This is a genomic window from Rathayibacter sp. AY1D1 (assembly GCF_002932635.1).
Lineage (GTDB): Bacteria > Actinomycetota > Actinomycetes > Actinomycetales > Microbacteriaceae > Rathayibacter.
This window is the reverse complement of the sequence record NZ_PSVY01000003.1, coordinates 159,050-175,105: the sequence shown is the minus strand read 5'-3', so window position 1 is coordinate 175,105 and position 16,056 is coordinate 159,050. Positions and strand designations below refer to the sequence as shown.

Here is a 16,056-nt window from a genome sequence, read left to right as displayed (position 1 = left end):
AGCGATGACCGCGCCCGTTCCGCCCGTCGCCCGCCGCGTCCCCCTCGAGCGCCGCCACCACGGCGACGTGGTGGTCGACCACTACGAGTGGCTGCGCGAGAAGGAGAGCCCCGAGGTGATCGCGCACCTCGAGGCCGAGAACGCGTACACCGAGGCGGTGCTGGCTCCTCTCGCTCCGCTGCGCGAGCGCCTGTTCGAGGAGATCCGCTCGCGGACGAAGGAGACCGACCTCTCGGTCCCCGTCCGGGAGGGCTCCTGGTGGTACTTCTCGCGCTCCTACGAGGGCCGCCAGTACGCCGTGCACTGCCGGGCGCCGATCAGCGGGCCGGACGACTGGACGCCGCCGTCGATCGCCGAGGGCGGTCCACTCGAGGGCGAGCAGGTCGTCCTGGACGGCAACGCGGAGGCGGAGGGACACGACTTCTTCTCGCTCGGCAGCTTCGACGTCTCGGCGGACGGCCGACGGCTGCTCTTCGGCACCGACGTCGAGGGCGACGAGCGCTACACCCTCCGCATCCGCGACCTCGAGACCGGCGAGGACCTGCCGGACGTCATCGAGGGCACCGGCGGCGGAGCGACCTTCGGCGCCGACGCGCGCTTCGTCTTCTACCCGACCGTCGACGAGTCCTGGCGCCCCGACACGATCTGGCGGCACGAGGTCGGCGCCGGGACCCCGGACGAGGTCGTCTTCGCCGAGCCCGACGAGCGCTACTGGATCGGCGTGGGCCTCACCCGCAGCCGCCGCTTCCTCGTCATCGAGATCGGGAGCAAGATCACGAGCGAGTGCCTGCTGCTGGACGCGTCCGACCCGACCGGCTCCTTCCGCTCGGTGTGGCCGCGCCGCGAGGGCGTGGAGTACGAGGTCGAGCACGCCGTCGTCGACGGGCGCGACCGCCTGCTGATCGTGCACAACGACGGCGCCCTCGACTTCGAGATCGTCGAGGAGCCGGCCGACCTGTCGCTCGACGCCGACGCCCGGGCCCGCGAGCGCCGCGTGGTGGTGCCGCACCGCGAGGGTCGCCGGATCGAGGGCGTCGACGCCTTCGCCGGGCACGTCGTCGTCTCGTACCGCGCCGACGGAGCCACCCGGCTCGGGCTGCTCCGCGAGGACGGCGCCGGAGCGCGGCTCGAGGAGATCGTCTTCGACGAGCCGCTCTACGACGCGGGCCTGGCGGGGAACCCGGAGTGGGAGCAGCCCTCCCTCCGCCTCGCCTACACCTCGTTCGTCACCCCCTCGACCGTGCTCGCGCTCGACGTCGCGACGGGCGAGCGCACGGTGCTCAAGCAGCAGCCGGTGCTCGGCGACTACGACCCCGCGCTGTACGTGCAGAGGAGGGAGTGGGCCGTGGCGGAGGACGGCACGCGGGTGCCGCTCTCGCTCGTCTGGCGCCGCGACGCCGCCGATCCGGACTCGGCCCCCGCGCCGCTCCTCCTCTACGGCTACGGCTCGTACGAGGCGAGCATCGACCCTGGCTTCTCGATCGCGCGCCTCTCGCTGCTCGACCGCGGCGTCGTCTTCGCCGTCGCGCACGTCCGCGGCGGCGGGGAGATGGGCCGCTCCTGGTACGAGAACGGGAAGACGCTGGCGAAGCGGACCACCTTCACCGACTTCGTCTCCGCGGCGCGGCACCTGGTCGACGCGGGCTTCACCACTCCGGACCGCCTGGTCGCGCAGGGAGGGTCGGCCGGCGGCCTGCTGATGGGCGCGGTCGCGAACCTCGCCCCGGAGGCGTTCGCCGGCGTCCTCGCGCAGGTCCCGTTCGTCGACGCGCTCACCTCGATCCTCGACCCGTCGCTCCCGCTCACGGTGATCGAGTGGGACGAGTGGGGCGACCCGCTGCACGACGCCGAGGTCTACGCCTACATGAAGTCGTACTCGCCCTACGAGAACGTCCGCGAGGACGTGCAGTACCCCCGGATCCTCGCGACGACGAGCCTCAACGACACCCGGGTGCTCTACGTGGAGCCGGCGAAGTGGGTGGCCAGGCTCCGCGAGGTCGGCGCTCCCGCGCTGCTGCGCACCGAGATGACCGCGGGACACGGCGGGGTGAGCGGACGCTACGAGCGCTGGCGCGAGATCGCGTTCGAGTACGCCTGGACGCTGGACGTGCTCGAGCTGGCCTGAGCGCCCCGCCGCAAGCCCCTCCGCCCGTCGTCCGCGGCCAGTAGGGTTCGGGGTGCCGACGGAGGGAAGAGCATGAGCGCAGGCCTGTCGATCGAACGCATCGCCGCATGGGTGGCGGACCAGAGGTGGTACGCGAGCAAGGGGCGGCGCCCCGAGCTGGAGGTCCGCGGCGCCTGGTCGCTGCACCCCGGCGAGGCGGAGGTGGTGGACCACCTCTTCATCGACCGGGCAGGCACGAGCCCGGTGCTGTACCAGGTGCCGGTGACCGTCCACGCGGCTCCGGTGCCCGGGCTCGAGGACGCCCTCGTCTACTCCGACGACGTGCACTTCGTGTACGACGCTCCACGGGACCCGGTGTTCGCCCGCGCCCTGCTCGGCATGATCGCCGACGGCGGCCGCTCCGACGAGGACGGCGCCCAGGGCGGCGCCCGCGCCGAGGGCCACCGGCAGCCGGGTGCCGCGATCGGGGCGTTCGCGTCCTCGAAGGTGCTCAGCGGCGAGCAGTCGAACACCTCGGTGATCGTCCGCACCACCGCCGACGACGGATCCGACGCGACCCCGGTGATCGTCAAGGTCTTCCGCGCCCTCCACCACGGCGACAACCCGGACGTGACGGTGCAGTCGGCGCTCAACGCCGCCGGGAGCGCCCTCGTCCCGCCCGTGCTCGGCAACGTGACCGGCGAGTGGGACGACGAGGGCGAGGAGACGGGCCGCGCCTTCGGGCACCTCGCCTTCGCACAGGAGTTCCTCCCCGGGGTCCAGGACGCGTGGCGCGTCGCCCTCGAGGCGGTCGCCGCCGACTCCGACTTCACCGGACCCGCCCGCGAGCTGGGCCGCGCCACCGCCGAGGTGCACGCGACGCTGGCGGAGGTCATGCCGACCGAGGACACCACGTCCGAGGTCGTCGAGCGGATGGTCGCGGCCATGCGCCGTCGCCTGCGCATCGCCTCGGCCGAGGTCCCCGTGATCGCCGAGGACTCGGAGGCGATCGAGGCCGTGTTCCGCGCCGCCGAGACCGCGCCGTGGCCGAGGCTCCAGCGCATCCACGGCGACTACCACCTCGGGCAGGTCCTGTCCGTGCCCGATCGCGGCTGGGTGCTCCTCGACTTCGAGGGCGAGCCGCTGCGGCCCATGCACGAGCGCCGTCTTCCCGACGTGGCGCTGCGCGACGTGGCGGGGATGCTGCGCTCCTTCGACTACGCGGCGGGTGCGCACGAGCAGGCCGAGCCGGGCGCCTCGAGGGCGGCGTGGGCGGCGGCGAGCCGTGCCGCGTTCCTCGAGGGCTACGCCGAGCAAGCGGGCGACGCGGTCACCGCGCACCGGGCGGTGCTCGACGCGTTCGAGCTCGACAAGGCCGTCTACGAGGCGATCTACGAGGCGCGCAACCGGCCGGAGTGGCTGTCGATCCCGGTCGCCGCGGTGCAGCGCCTCGCCGGACGCTCGTAGGGTGGCAGGCATGAGCGACGACACCGACGACAAGAAGCCCCTGGACCCGCTGAGCGACTTCAGCATCCCGGGCGACACCGATCTGCACACGACCGGCGATGCCTCGGGCGCGGACGGCGACGAGGTCGCGGAGCCCGGAGCGGACGAGGACTGAGCCGCCTGCTCTGCGGGGCCGGCCGTCGGCTCGGCTCCGCGGAGCCGACGGCCGGACTAGCGCAGCGGGGCGAGCGGCTCGACCGCCGGCCCCTCCAGCACCGTCCCGTCGGCTGCGAAGCGGGAGCCGTGCAGCGGACAGTCCCAGCTGCGCTCCGAGTCGTTCCAGGTGACGATCCCGCCCAGGTGCGGGCACACCGCCGACACCGCGCAGCGCCGCCCCTCCACGGTGGAGACCGCGACGGGCTGCAGGCCGTCGCGGGCGACCGAGCCCTGGCCCTCCGCCGGCACCACCCCGGCCGAGCGGGGCGCGCGGAGCGCTGCCGACCAGCCGCGGGCGTACCAGGCGCCCACCGCCAGCCCGGCGCCGAGCCCCTCCGCCATCACCCGCGGCAGCGTGGGCCGGCGGTGCAGCGTCCTCGCCCAGGCCGGCGTCGCGCCCTCGAGGTCGGCGACGAGCGTCAGCGCGGCCTGCACCGCGTTGGTCATCCCCCACTTGTCGTAGCCGGTCGCCAGGAAGATCCGTCCGCGGCCCCGCGGCAGCCAGCCCACGAACGGCACGCGGTGGAACGGCTCGTAGTCCTGGGCGCTCCACTGCGCGACCGGCTCCGCCCCCGGGAAGGACCGCCGCGTCCAGGCGACCAGGTCGTCCACCGCCTCCGAGGTGACGGGCCTGCGCCCCACCGGGTGGCCGTTGCCGCCGATCAGGAGGAGCCGCTCGCCGTCGCGCTCGGCGTCGCGCACCGAGCGGGACGGCTCGTCGACCGAGAGGTACATGCCGTCGGGGATCGGCGCGTCGGTGCGGAACGCGACCGCGTACGAGCGCAGCGCGGCGATCTTGGCGAAGTAGAGGCCGCGGTCGAGGATCGGCGCCCCCGTGAGCAGGTAGGCCCGGTCCCCGGTCACCGGGCCCGCGCTGGTGCGGACCCGGACGGGAGCGGTCGCTCGCATCCCGAGGGCCCGGACGCCCTGCACCAGGCTGCCCCCGGCGGCGCGGAAGTCGGCGGCGAGCGCGGTGAGGACGTCCATCGGGTCGAACTGGGCCTGGTCGTCGAGGGCGACGGCCGCCGTGCTGGGGAACGGCACGTCGAGCTCGCCGACGAGGAGGGTCGCGAGGCCGAAGCGGCGCGCGGTCGCATGCTCCTTCAGGACGGCGTCCACGCCCTCGGGCGTCTGCGCGTAGCTGTAGGCGGTGCGCCTCTGCACCGGCACGCCCGCGCCCTCGCAGTAGTCGAGCAGCCAGCGGAAGCCCGCGAGGTTCGCCGCGACGTAGGCCTCGGTCACCGCGGGGATGTTGCGCTCCGCGATCCGGGAGAGGTGCGCTCCCTGCAGGAGGCTGAGCTTCGCCGTCGTGTTCCCGGTCGTGACGGCGCCGACCTCCCGCGCCTCCAGCACCAGCACGCGCCGGCCGGTCCGCTGCAGGAGGAGCGCGGTGACCAGCCCGGTGAGCCCGGCGCCGACCACGACGTCGTCGTAGTGCGCGCCCGGCACGAACTCGTCGGAGGGGATCGGAGCCGCGCCCGCCCGCCAGAGGGAGCGGGGCCGCGGGGCCGTCGTGGTCGTGTCCTCCGGAGTCATCGGGAGTCCCTCCGTTCAGGGGCCGGACGGCCCGCGAGCGACGCTACGCGGAGCCTCCGGGACCGTCACGGTGTTGACACGTCGCGGGACGCGGGCTCAGAGCCAGCCCCACCGCTTGAAGAGCCGGTGCAGCACCACGCTCGAGGCGAGCATCGCCGCGAGCGCCGCCGGGTACCCCCACGCCACGTGCAGCTCGGGCATCACGTCGAAGTTCATGCCGTAGATGCTCGAGATCATGGTCGGCGCGAAGAAGATGGCCGCCCAGGCGGAGATCCGCTTGACCTCGTCGTTCTGCTGGTTGCCCACCTCCGCGAGCTTCTTCATGTCCTCGTTCTGGCGCTGGGCGACGAGGGTCGCGTTCACCGCCAGGATCTCCCGCAGCGTGGTGCGGAAGCCGTCGACCCGCTCGGTGACGAGCGCGACGTGGTCGGCGACGTCGCGGATGTAGCGGCGCAGCTCCACATCCGACTGGAACACCTCGAAGTCGGTGACGAGCCGCCCGAGCATGCCGGTCAGCGGAGCGACCGCGCGCTGGAAGTCCAGCACCTCCTGGCTGAGCTCGTAGATGCGGCGGGACACCGCCGGGTCGCCCTCGAAGACCTGCGCCTCGATCTCGTCGATGTCGTTCTCGAGACCGGCGACGACGGGCGAGTACTGATCCACGACGGCGTCGAGGATCGCGTACAGCACGGCGACCGGGCCGACGCGCAGCAGCTCCGGATCGGCCTCCATCCGCCGCCGCACCAGCGAGAGGTCGGGCTTCTCGGAGTGGCGGACCGTGACGACGAAGTTCGACCCCACGAACAGGTGGAGCTCGCCGAAGTCGACCTCCTCGCGCTGGTCGGAGTAGCTGGCGGCGCGCAGCACCACGAACATGTCGCTGCCGTACCGCTCGAGCTTGGGCCTCTGGTGCGCGCTGATCGCGTCCTCGAGGGCGAGCGGGTGCATCGAGAACTCGTCCTCGAGCGCGGCGAGCTCGGCCGCGTTCGGCCGGTACAGCCCGATCCACGCCATCGCGTCGGGCAGCTTCTGCAGGGCGGCGAGCGCCTCCGGGATGCTGCCGGGAGAGACGACCCGGCGGCCGTCCTGGTAGATCGCGTTGTCGACCGTGCTGGTGCGGACCGGCTCGTCGTCCGGGCGCAGACGCTGGATGGGAGCGGTGTCCTCGGCGGCGGCGCGGGTGCGCGAGCCCAGACCCAGGATCGTCGCGGGGACGCGGGGCAGCTTCACGACCATCTCCTCTGCTCGACCGACGCCCTATTGTGCACCTCCCGGTGAACGGGAGGTGTCCGCTGCGCCGCCGGTGTCGGAGGGCCTCACTAGCCTGGAGTCGCTCCCCCGGGACGACGCAGAGGAAGGACGACCGTGAAGCTGCTGCACACCTCGGACTGGCACATCGGCCGCACCTTCCACGGGCACTCCACGACGGCGGCGCTCGCGACCGTGCTCGAGGCCCTGGTCGAGACGGTGCGGGCCGAGCGCGTGGACGCGGTGCTGATCGCCGGCGACGTCTTCGACTCCGCCGTGCCCGCCGCGGAGCACTACACCCTCCTCACCCGCACGCTCGAGGCGATCCGCGCGGCCGGCGCCGAGGTCGTCCTCACCAGCGGCAACCACGACTCCCCCGCCCGGCTCGGCTTCCAGGCGGGGCTCCTTCGCGGAGCGGGCGTCCACGTCCTCACCGACCCCGAGGCGTACGCCGAGCCGGTCGTGCTGCGCGACGCGTCCGGGCTCGAGGTCGGCGTCCACGGCATCCCCTTCCTCGAGCCCGCCCTCTACCGCCACCGGCACCCGGAGGAGCAGCTGCGCCGCCACGAGGACGTGCTCGCCTTCGCGATGGCGCGGGTGCGCGCCGCCGCCGAGGCGGCGGGCCGTCCCTGGGTCGTGCTCGCGCACTGCTTCGCGGTCGGAGCCCCGGCCGCGGTCCTCGAGCGCGACATCACGGCGGGCGGGCTCGACTACGTCTCGGTCGAGCACTTCGCCGCGGCCGACTACGCGGCGCTCGGGCACATCCATGGACGCGCCGAGCTGCTGCCGGGAGTGCGCTACTCCGGAGCGCCGCTGCACTACTCGTTCGGCGAGGCGTCGAAGCCGCGCGGTGCCTGGCTGGTGACGATCGGGCCCGAGGGGCTCGAGGGCGTCGAGTGGTCGCCGCTCCCCGTGCCGAGGAGGCTCAGCGTGATCGAAGGCGAGCTCCAGCAGCTGCTGCGCGATCCCTCCCTGGCCGAGGTGGAGGGCGACTGGGTCTCGGCGGTGCTCACCGATCCCGTGCGCCCGCTCGACGCCATGGCGCGCCTGCAGTCGCGCTTCCCCGGCTGCGCCACGCTCGAGCACCGGCCCCCGCACGCCGCGGCCGAGCCGCGCGCGTACGCCGAGCGGATCCGCGGGCGGAGCGACGTGGAGGTCGTCGACGACTTCCTCGCCCACGTCCGCGGCGGTCACGGCGCCACGGACACCGAGCGCGCCCTCACCCTCGACGCGCTCGCTGCCGTCGAGGCCGAGGCTCTGCGGTGAGGATCCACCGACTCGCCTTCGCCGGACTCGGACCGTTCCGCGCCGAGCAGTGCGTCGACTTCGACCGGCTCGAGGACGTGGGCGTATACCTCATCGCCGGGCGCACCGGAGCGGGCAAGTCGACGATCCTCGACGCGATCGCGTTCGCGCTCTACGGCTCGGTCCCCCGCTTCGACGGCACCGCCTCGCGCCTGCGGAGCGACCACAGCGGCCCCGAGGACGAGACCTTCGCCGAGCTCGACTTCGAGGCGGCGGGGCGCGTCTACCGCGTCCGGCGCTCGCCCGAGTACGAGCGGCCGAAACGGCGCGGCACCGGCACCACGACCCAGCCGGCGAAGGTCGAGCTGCTGGAGCAGGTCGACGGCACCTGGGTCGGGCTCTCGTCGAGCGCGAAGGAGGTGGGCGCCGACATCGGCCGGATCGTCGGCCTGACGAAGGACCAGTTCCTCCAGGTGATCCTGCTGGCGCAGAACCGCTTCCACGAGTTCCTGCTCGCGAAGAACGACGACCGGCAGCGGCTCCTGCGCACGCTCTTCGCGACCGAGCGCTTCGATCTGCTCCGCCGCCGCCTGCTCGAGCAGCGCGACGCGAGCGCCGTCGGGCTCGAGGAGGAGCGCGCGGCCGTGACGGCGCTCGCGGACGAGGCCGTCCGGCTCCTCGATGACGGAGCCGAGCCGCCTCTGCCGGACGCCGCCTGGTTCGCCGGGCTGCCGGTGCGGCTCGCCGCTCCGCTCGAGGCGGCCCGGGCCGGCTCCGCCGCGGCCGACGCGGCGCACGAGGCCGCGGGCACCGCTCTCGACGAGGCACGGCGCATCGCCCGGGGCCAGGAGCGGCGCCGGCGCGCCCTCATCGAGGCGGAGGAGCTCGTGGTCGCCGAGGCGCACGTCGAGCAGCAGCGGGCCGCGATCGAGCGCGCGCGCCGGGCCGACGGCGTGCTGCCGCTGCTCCGCTCCGCCCGGGCAGCCGCCGAGAAGGAGCGGGCCGCCCGGCAGCAGCGCGACCTCGCCGCCGACGCCTACGGGGACGCGTCCGGGGGCCCGGCCGCCGAGACGGCCGAACGGCTCGCCGCTGTCCTCGGCGCCCTCGCCGAGGCGCTGGCCGAGGAGCGCCGGCTCCCCGACGCGGAGCGCGTCACCAAGCGGTCCGCACGCGCCGAGCAGGCGGCGGCGACCGCGCTCGCGGGGATCGAGGCGGAGCTGCGCGAGCTGCCCGCCCGCGTCGACGCGCTCGCCGCCGAGGAGGAGTCCCTGGCCGGGGAGGCCGCCGCTGTCCCCACGCGCGTCGACGAGCTCGCCGCGCTCGAGCGGAGGATCGCCGCGGCCCTCGAGCGCGATCTCACTGCGGCGGGTCTGCAGCGGCTCGGCACGGCCTACGCCGACGCGGCGCGGGTCCACGGCGAGCGCGCCGCGGAGCAGGCCGCCCTGATCGCGCGCCGGTTCGCCGGGTTCGCCGGGGAGCTCGCCGAGCGGCTGGAGCCGGGCGAGCCCTGCCCCGTCTGCGGCTCGTGCGAGCACCCCCGCCCGGCCGAGCACGACGGCCCGACGACGGTCGGCACCGACGACCTCGACCGGGCCCGCGTCGCGGTGGAGCGCGCCGCCGCCGCCCTCGACGGCGCCCGCGAGCGCGAGGGAGCCGCGGCTCGGGCTCTCGCGGCGCTCGAGGAGCGTGTGGGCGAGGACGCGGATCCGGAGTCGCTCCGCCCGGCGCACGAGGAGCGGCTCGCCTCGGCGCGCCGCGCCGCCGCCCGCATGGAGGAGCTGCGGCGCGAGCGCACCCGGCTGCGCACCCGGATCGACGCTCTCACGACCGGACGGGACGCCGCTCGCGAGGAGCACCGCGCCCGCGCCGACGAGTCCGCCCTCGCCGCTGAAGCGTTGCGGCTGCTGCGGGAGCGCGTCGAGGCCTTCCGCGACGGCGCGACGAGCGTCGCCTCGCGGGTCGAGCAGCTGAGTGCCCAGCGCCGCCGTGCCGTCGCCCTGGTCGAGGCCGAGGAGGCGGCCGTCTCGCGGTCCGAGGCCGCCGCCGCCGCCCGGGAGGAGCTCGCCGAGGTCCTCGCCGAGCGCGGCTTCACGACCGCCGAGGAGGCCGAGTCGGCCGCGCTCGCCAGCGGGGACCGGGCTCGGGCCGAGGCCGTCGTCGCCGAGCACGAGCGACGGCGGAGCGCGACGGAGGCGGTGCTGTCCGACCCGGAGCTCCGCGGACTGCCGGGCACGGCCGTCGACCTCGCCGCCGCCGAGGAGCGCTCGCGCGAGGCCTCCGCCCGTCGCGACGAGGCGCGAGCCGGCCTCTCCGTGCTCGAGCACCGCTCGGAGCGCCTGGCCGAGCTCGCCGCGACGGCCGCGGGCCGCCTCGCCGTGCTGGGTGAGCGTCTCCACCGCCACGAGGAGCTGCGCGCGCTGGCCGAGACCGTCTCCGGCCGGGGGCAGAACACGCGCCGGATGGACCTCGAGGCCTTCGCCCTCGCCGGACGCCTGGAGGAGATCGTGACCGCGGCGAACCTCCGCCTCGACGCGATGACCAGCGGCCGCTACGCCCTCGCCCACGACGACTCGCTCGCCTACCGCGGCGCCGCCTCCGGCCTCGGGATCGACGTGCTCGACGCCTTCACCGGCGTCCGCCGGCAGCCCGCCTCGCTCTCCGGCGGCGAGACGTTCCTCGCCTCGCTCGCCCTCGCCCTCGGCCTCGCCGACGTGGTGACGGCGCAGTCCGGCGGCATCTCGCTCGAGACCATGTTCATCGACGAGGGCTTCGGCTCGCTCGACGCCGAGACGCTCGAGACGGCGCTCAGCACGCTCGACGAGCTGCGGTCGGGCGGTCGGACGATCGGCCTGATCAGCCACGTCGACGCGATGCGCGAGCGGCTGCCGATCGGCCTCCGCGTCGCAGTGGGGCCGCGCGGCGACTCGACGATCCTCACCGGCTGAGCGGCCGCTCCCGGGCGAAGGGGCGGCGACGGCCCGCTCCCTCCTCTCGCACTGCAGCAGCGAGCGCGCCCGCGCCCGCTGCTAGGGTCGTGCGCAGTGACACGGGGTGCCCGCCAGGGCTGAGAGAAGACCCGTTGAACCTGATCTAGTTCGTACTAGCGAAGGGATGTCGCGAATGAGCATTCGCACGCCTGTCCACCCGACCCTCCCCGCCGACACGGCGCCCGACCCGGCGTCCGTGGGTCGCGATCTCGCCGAGCTCCGCGCCGCCGGGCCCCTGGTGCAGTGCATCACGAACGCGGTCGTCACCGGCTTCACCGCCAACAGCCTTCTGGCCCTCGGCGCCAGCCCGGCGATGTGCGACCTGCCCGGCGAGGCGGGCGTCTTCGCGGGCCTCGCCTCCGCGGTGCTCGTCAACCTCGGCACGCCCGGAGCGGAGCAGCGCGAGGGTGCTCGCGAGGCGGTCGCCGCGGCCGGACGCGCCGGCACCCCGTGGGTGCTCGATCCGGTCGCCGTGGGCCCGCTGCCCGTCCGCACCGCTCTGGCGGTGGAGCTGCTCGAGGCGCGGCCCGCGATCATCCGCGGCAACGCCTCCGAGATCCTCGCCCTCGCGGGAGCCGGTGCGGGCGGCCGCGGCGTGGACGCCGTCGACACCGCCGAGCAGGCGCTCGACTCCGCCCGCGTCCTCGCCCGCCGCACCGGCGGCGTGGTCGCCGTCTCGGGAGCGGTCGACCTCGTCACCGACGGCGAGCGGATCGTCCGGGTCACGGGGGGCCACCCGCTGCTGACCCGCGTGACCGGCGGCGGCTGCGCGCTCGGCGCCGTGATGGCGGCGTTCCTCGGCGCGGGCGCCCGCCCGCTCGACGCGGCCGTCAGCGCTTCCGCGGTCTGGGGCCTCGCCGCCGAGCGGGCCGCCGCCGCGAGCAGCGGTCCCGGGTCCTTCGCCGTCGGCCTCCTCGACGCCCTCGCTGCCCTCCAGCCGGCCGACGCCGAGGCCGGGGCGCGGATCGCATGAGCCTCGACCTCTCGCTCTACCTCGTCACGGACACCGCCCAGTGCGGCCCGCGCGGCGTGCCCGCGGTGGTCGCCGCCGCCGTCCGGGGCGGAGTCACGACCGTGCAGATCCGCGATCACGACGCCCCCGCCGCCGAGCTCGTCGCCCTGACCCGGGCCGTCGCCGCCGTCCTCGACGAGCGCACGACCCTGCTGGTCGACGACCGCGTCGACGTCGCCTTCGCCGCCCGCCTCGCGGGCGCCCGCGTCCACGGCGTCCACCTCGGGCAGTCCGACCTCCCCGTCACCGCCGCCCGCTCGCTGCTCGGACCCGACGCGGTGATCGGGCTCACCGCGAACACCCCCGAGCACCTCGCCGCCGTCCGCGCCCTGCCCGCGGGGACGGTCGACTACCTCGGCGTCGGCGTCATCCGGCCCACCGCGACCAAGCCCGACCACCCCGCTCCCCTCGGTGTCGACGGGTTCGCCGCCCTCGCCGCGGCCGCGGCGCTGCCCTGCGTCGCCATCGGCGGAGTCGGAGCCGCGGACGCGGGGCCACTCCGCCTCGCCGGTGCGGCCGGGCTCGCGGTCGTGTCGGCGCTCTGCACGGCCGCCGACCCCGCGGCGGCCGCCCGCCTGATCCGAGCGGAGTGGGACCGATGACCGCCGGCGCCCGCGTCCCCCGTGTCCTCAGCATCGCCGGCACCGATCCGACCGGCGGTGCCGGCATCCAGGCCGACCTCAAGTCGATCGGCGCGCTCGGCGGCTACGGCATGGCGGTCGTCACCGCGCTCGTCGCGCAGAACACGCACGGGGTCCGCTCCGTGCACCTGCCGCCCGCCGCGTTCCTCCGCGAGCAGCTCGACGCGGTGAGCGACGACGTCACGATCGACGCGGTGAAGATCGGGATGCTCGCCACGGCCGAGTACGCCGGAGTCGTCGCCGAGTGGCTCGACGAGGTCCGCCCGCCCGTCGTGGTCGTGGATCCGGTGATGGTCGCGACCAGCGGTCACCTGCTGCTCGCTCCCGAGGCGGAGGACGCCGTGCGCGACCTGCTCCGCCGCGCCGACCTGGTGACGCCGAACCTCCCCGAGCTGGGCGTGCTGGCCGGAGAGCCGACCGCCTCCGACTGGCCGGCCGCGCTCGCGCAGGGGGCGATGCTCGCCCGCGCCCTCGACGCCGCCGTGCTGGTGAAGGGCGGCCACCTCGACGGCCACGCCACCCCGGACGCGATCGTCACCCCCGACGGCCTCGTGCGCGAGGTCCCCGGCGAGCGCGTCGCCACCTCGAACACCCACGGCACCGGGTGCTCGCTCTCGTCCGCGATGGCGACGCTCCTGGCCGGGCGCGACACCTCCTCCGACGCCCTGGTCGAGGCGCTGACGGAGGCCAAGGAGTGGCTGACCGGCGCCCTGCGCGCCGCCGACGCTCTCGAGGTCGGCACCGGCAACGGCCCGATCGACCACTTCCACCGGCAACGTCCTCCGGCGTTCTGCGCGGACGTCTGGGAGCGGACCCGGACCCTCCGCGACGAGATCGACGCGCTCCCGTTCGTGCGGGCCCTCGGCGACGGCTCCCTCGGGCGGGAGGACTTCGAGTGGTACCTCGAGCAGGACGCTCTCTACCTCACCGAGTACGCCCGCGTCCTGGCCGTGGCGGCGCAGCGCGCGCCGACCACCGCCGAGCAGGTCTTCTGGGCCGAGGGCTCGGCGTCCGCCCTCGCGGCGGAGGCGCAGCTGCACCGCGACCGGCTCGGGACCAGGGACGCGACTCCCGCGCCCGTGACCCGCGGCTACACCGACCACCTGCTCGCGGTCGCCGCGGGCGGCGGCTACGGCGAGATCGTCGCCGCCCTGCTCCCCTGCTTCTGGCTCTACGCCGACGTCGGGTCGCGCCTCGCCGCCTCCGGGCACCCCGAGCACCCCTACGCGGACTGGCTGCTCACGTACGGCGACCCGGTCTTCGCGACGGCCACCGAGCGGGCGATCGAGTTCACGGAGCAGGCCGCCCGCGACGCCTCACCGAGGGAGCGCGCCGCGATGAGGGACGCTTTCCTGCGGTCGAGCTCGTTCGAGAAGGACTTCTTCGCCGCACCGCTCGCCCGGACCGGCTGAGCTCTCAGCCGGCCCGGCCGGGTGCGCTCAGCCGATCGCCTCGCGCAGGACGTGCATGAGGGCGTCCAGCTGCACCGTGTCGGCCGAGGCCGTCTCAGCGTCCGCGCCGTCGAGCGCCCGGGCGGCGAGACCGGCCTTGGCGTCGATGAGCTCGGCGATCTTCGCGTCGATCGTGTGCGCCGCGATGATCCTCCACGCCGTCACCGGCTCCTCCTGGCCGATGCGGTGCACGCGGTCGATCGCCTGCGTCTGCTCGGCCGAGGTCCACGACAGCTCGGCGAGCACCACGTTGGAGGACGCCTGCAGGTTCACGCCGACTCCCGCCGCGGTGAGCGAGCAGACGGCGACAGAGACGTCCGGGTCCTCGTTGAAGGCGTCGATCTGCGTCTGGCGGAACGCCGCGGTCTGGTCGCCGCGGATGGAGACGGACGTCAGCTCGCGCTTCTCGAAGGTGTCCTCCGCCTGGTCCATCACGTCGATGTGCTTCGCGAAGAAGACGACCTTGCCCACCGAGCGGGCCAGCTGCGAGGCGTAGTCGGCGGCCAGCGCCGCCTTGGCCTGGCCGATCCGGCGCACCATGGTGAAGACGTTCTCACCGGTCTTGGCCGACTTCGACTCCTCGAGCTCGCTCTGCGCCACGATGCGGATGAACCGCTCGCGCTCGTCGTCGTCGAGCTCGTGCGTGATCGAGGAGGTGACCGCCCTGAAGCGCTGCAGCATGCGGGCGCCGAGCTCGCGCTCGGCCTTCTGGATGGAGCGGCCGAGGTCGTCGTCCAGCTCGACGGGCAGATCGACGATCCGCTTCGACGGCAGGTCGGCGGCGACGTCGATCTTCTTGCGCCGGACGATGCCGAGGTCGATCACGGCCTCGCGCGCCTCCGGGTAGAAGCCCGTGTCGGCGGGGGTGAGGCCCGTCTCCTCGAGGCGGCCCATCAGCTCCGGTCCCGGCTTGGTCTCGTCGATCCAGCCGAGGAAGCGCCAGATGGCGCGGAAGTCGTCGACGTCGTTGATCAGCGGGGTGCCGGTCAGCGCGATCATCAGCGGATCGTGCCCCGGAGTGGTCTCGCGGATCCTCGACGCCAGCGCGAGCACGCTCTGCGAGCGCTGCGAGCGGAGGTTCTTGATGAAGTGCGCCTCGTCGACGACCATGCCGCGGAAGCCCAGGCTCCCGAGCCAGCCGATGTGCCGGTCGAGGATGTCGTAGTTGACGATGACCACGTCGGCGAACGCGTCGAGCGTGCCGCCGTCTCCGTGGATGACCGTGGCGCGCCGCTGCGGCGTCCAGTGCTCCACCTCGCGCGCCCAGTTCATCTTGACCACGTTCGGCACCACCGCGAGGAGCGGGTACGCCCCGACCACCGAGGCGGCGAGGAGGCTCTGCGCGGTCTTGCCCAGACCCGGCTCGTCGGCGAGCAGGAAGCTGCGGTGCCCCTCGCGGGCGCTCTCGATGAAGCGCGCCTGGTGCGGCATCAGCTCGCGGCCGCGCGGCGAGACCCGGTCGAGCTTCGGCGGCTCCGGGAGCTCCATGCTCGCGGCCCGTCCGCCCGCTCCGTACTCGAACGCCTTGAAGAGCGGCCCGAGCAGCTCCCAGTCGTCGAGCCTGCGGCGCGGCGCCGGAGCCGAGGCCTCGGCGATCGAGAAGTCCGGCGGGAGGAAGGGGTTCGCCAGCTGGCGGGCGCGCACCGACTGCGGCACGACCTGGTTGACCGGCACCTCGGGCTTGGGCTCCGGCTCGGTCACGATGAGCAGCTCGTCGGGGCTGAGCTCCGCGCCCGCCTCGAGCAGCCAGTCGCGGCGGAGCTTCTGCGCGGCCGCCGTGACGCCGGCCTCCGATTCGAGCAGCGCGATCAGGCTGGTGTCGCGGGCGGCCGTCTTGGCCAGGATCGTGGCGATGCCGTCGAGGCGCTTCATCTCCTCGGCGCGCTGCGCGTCGCTGAGCGAGGGATCGACCTTGACCCGCTTGCGCTCCTCGCGCATCAGGAGGGCGATCACCAGGAACTTCGTCCGGTTGGTCGGCCCGACCTTGCCGGTCTGGGCCTTCGCCTCCACCTCGCGGACGCGGCGGGCGAGGATCGGGATGATCCCCGCGTTGTCCACGCCGCGCGAGCGCGATCGGGGTCGGCTCCCGGCGGCGTTCGACGCTCGTCGCGTCTGACCGGACTGACGCTGGCCGCTGCGAGCCATGCTCCTCCTCGATGTGTGACGGGGG

11 protein-coding genes and 1 riboswitch are annotated in these 16,056 nt (G+C 74.6%); of the genes, 8 read left to right on the top strand and 3 right to left on the bottom strand.

Features of this window, described 5'->3' with window-relative positions; all coding sequences use genetic code 11:
- Positions 1 to 4 precede the first annotated feature (4 nt).
- From C5C56_RS03760 to C5C56_RS17715, 3 genes are all read left to right on the top strand, one after another.
- Positions 5 to 2,125 (top strand): S9 family peptidase, encoded by a 2,121-nt coding sequence (locus C5C56_RS03760; protein WP_104309734.1) that lies wholly within the window; start codon positions 5 to 7, stop codon positions 2,123 to 2,125.
- A gap of 72 nt (positions 2,126 to 2,197) precedes the next feature.
- Complete coding sequence (locus tag C5C56_RS03755) at positions 2,198 to 3,571, top strand: phosphotransferase (RefSeq protein WP_104319130.1); 1,374 nt, start codon at positions 2,198 to 2,200, stop codon at positions 3,569 to 3,571.
- Positions 3,572 to 3,581: 10 nt separating this feature from the next.
- Positions 3,582 to 3,725, top strand: coding sequence for a hypothetical protein (locus C5C56_RS17715; protein ID WP_159914626.1), 144 nt, complete (start codon positions 3,582 to 3,584; stop codon positions 3,723 to 3,725).
- 56 nt (positions 3,726 to 3,781) lie between these two features.
- Here the strand turns inward: C5C56_RS17715 and C5C56_RS03750 are convergent, their stop codons facing one another.
- Both C5C56_RS03750 and C5C56_RS03745 read right to left on the bottom strand, forming a co-directional pair.
- Positions 3,782 to 5,302, bottom strand: a complete 1,521-nt coding sequence (locus C5C56_RS03750) for an FAD-dependent oxidoreductase (protein WP_104319129.1) — start codon at positions 5,300 to 5,302, stop codon at positions 3,782 to 3,784.
- Between the two features lie 96 nt (positions 5,303 to 5,398).
- Positions 5,399 to 6,538: a magnesium and cobalt transport protein CorA gene (locus tag C5C56_RS03745; protein WP_104262517.1), complete on the bottom strand. Its 1,140-nt coding sequence runs from the start codon at positions 6,536 to 6,538 to the stop codon at positions 5,399 to 5,401.
- A gap of 129 nt (positions 6,539 to 6,667) precedes the next feature.
- On the opposite strand from C5C56_RS03745, the gene C5C56_RS03740 reads away from it, so the two are divergent.
- From C5C56_RS03740 to thiD, 5 genes are all read left to right on the top strand, one after another.
- Complete coding sequence (locus C5C56_RS03740) at positions 6,668 to 7,816, top strand: exonuclease SbcCD subunit D (protein WP_104266985.1); 1,149 nt, start codon at positions 6,668 to 6,670, stop codon at positions 7,814 to 7,816.
- Positions 7,813 to 10,740, top strand: a complete 2,928-nt coding sequence (locus tag C5C56_RS03735) for an AAA family ATPase (RefSeq protein ID WP_104319128.1) — start codon at positions 7,813 to 7,815, stop codon at positions 10,738 to 10,740. The genes C5C56_RS03740 and C5C56_RS03735 overlap by 4 nt, the downstream gene beginning before the upstream one ends.
- Before the next feature lie 92 nt (positions 10,741 to 10,832).
- Positions 10,833 to 10,924: riboswitch (TPP riboswitch) on the top strand.
- Entirely contained in the window at positions 10,916 to 11,755 is an 840-nt protein-coding gene (thiM, locus tag C5C56_RS03730; RefSeq protein ID WP_104246561.1) for a hydroxyethylthiazole kinase, read from the top strand. Its footprint overlaps the riboswitch before it by 9 nt.
- A complete protein-coding gene (gene thiE / locus C5C56_RS03725; protein ID WP_104319127.1) occupies positions 11,752 to 12,396 on the top strand; it encodes a thiamine phosphate synthase in 645 nt (214 codons plus the stop codon). Before thiM ends, thiE begins: the two co-directional genes overlap by 4 nt.
- A complete protein-coding gene (gene thiD / locus C5C56_RS03720) occupies positions 12,393 to 13,847 on the top strand; it encodes a bifunctional hydroxymethylpyrimidine kinase/phosphomethylpyrimidine kinase (protein ID WP_104319126.1) in 1,455 nt (484 codons plus the stop codon). Before thiE ends, thiD begins: the two co-directional genes overlap by 4 nt.
- A 27-nt stretch (positions 13,848 to 13,874) precedes the next feature.
- Here thiD and C5C56_RS03715 read toward each other — a convergent pair whose 3' ends face one another.
- Positions 13,875 to 16,031: a DEAD/DEAH box helicase gene (locus C5C56_RS03715; RefSeq protein WP_104225603.1), complete on the bottom strand. Its 2,157-nt coding sequence runs from the start codon at positions 16,029 to 16,031 to the stop codon at positions 13,875 to 13,877.
- Positions 16,032 to 16,056: the final 25 nt, after the last annotated feature.

Excerpts from the sequence above, each read along its gene's own strand:
- thiM (WP_104246561.1), top strand. The coding sequence starts at position 10,916 with ATGAGCATTCGCACGCCTGTCCACCCGACCCTCCCCGCCGACACGGCG.
- C5C56_RS03750 (WP_104319129.1), bottom strand. The coding sequence starts at position 5,302 with ATGACTCCGGAGGACACGACCACGACGGCCCCGCGGCCCCGCTCCCTC.
- C5C56_RS17715 (WP_159914626.1), top strand. The coding sequence starts at position 3,582 with ATGAGCGACGACACCGACGACAAGAAGCCCCTGGACCCGCTGAGCGAC.
- thiE (WP_104319127.1), top strand. The coding sequence starts at position 11,752 with ATGAGCCTCGACCTCTCGCTCTACCTCGTCACGGACACCGCCCAGTGC.
- C5C56_RS03760 (WP_104309734.1), top strand. The coding sequence starts at position 5 with ATGACCGCGCCCGTTCCGCCCGTCGCCCGCCGCGTCCCCCTCGAGCGC.
- C5C56_RS03745 (WP_104262517.1), bottom strand. The coding sequence starts at position 6,538 with ATGGTCGTGAAGCTGCCCCGCGTCCCCGCGACGATCCTGGGTCTGGGC.
- C5C56_RS03755 (WP_104319130.1), top strand. The coding sequence starts at position 2,198 with ATGAGCGCAGGCCTGTCGATCGAACGCATCGCCGCATGGGTGGCGGAC.
- thiD (WP_104319126.1), top strand. The coding sequence starts at position 12,393 with ATGACCGCCGGCGCCCGCGTCCCCCGTGTCCTCAGCATCGCCGGCACC.
- C5C56_RS03715 (WP_104225603.1), bottom strand. The coding sequence starts at position 16,031 with ATGGCTCGCAGCGGCCAGCGTCAGTCCGGTCAGACGCGACGAGCGTCG.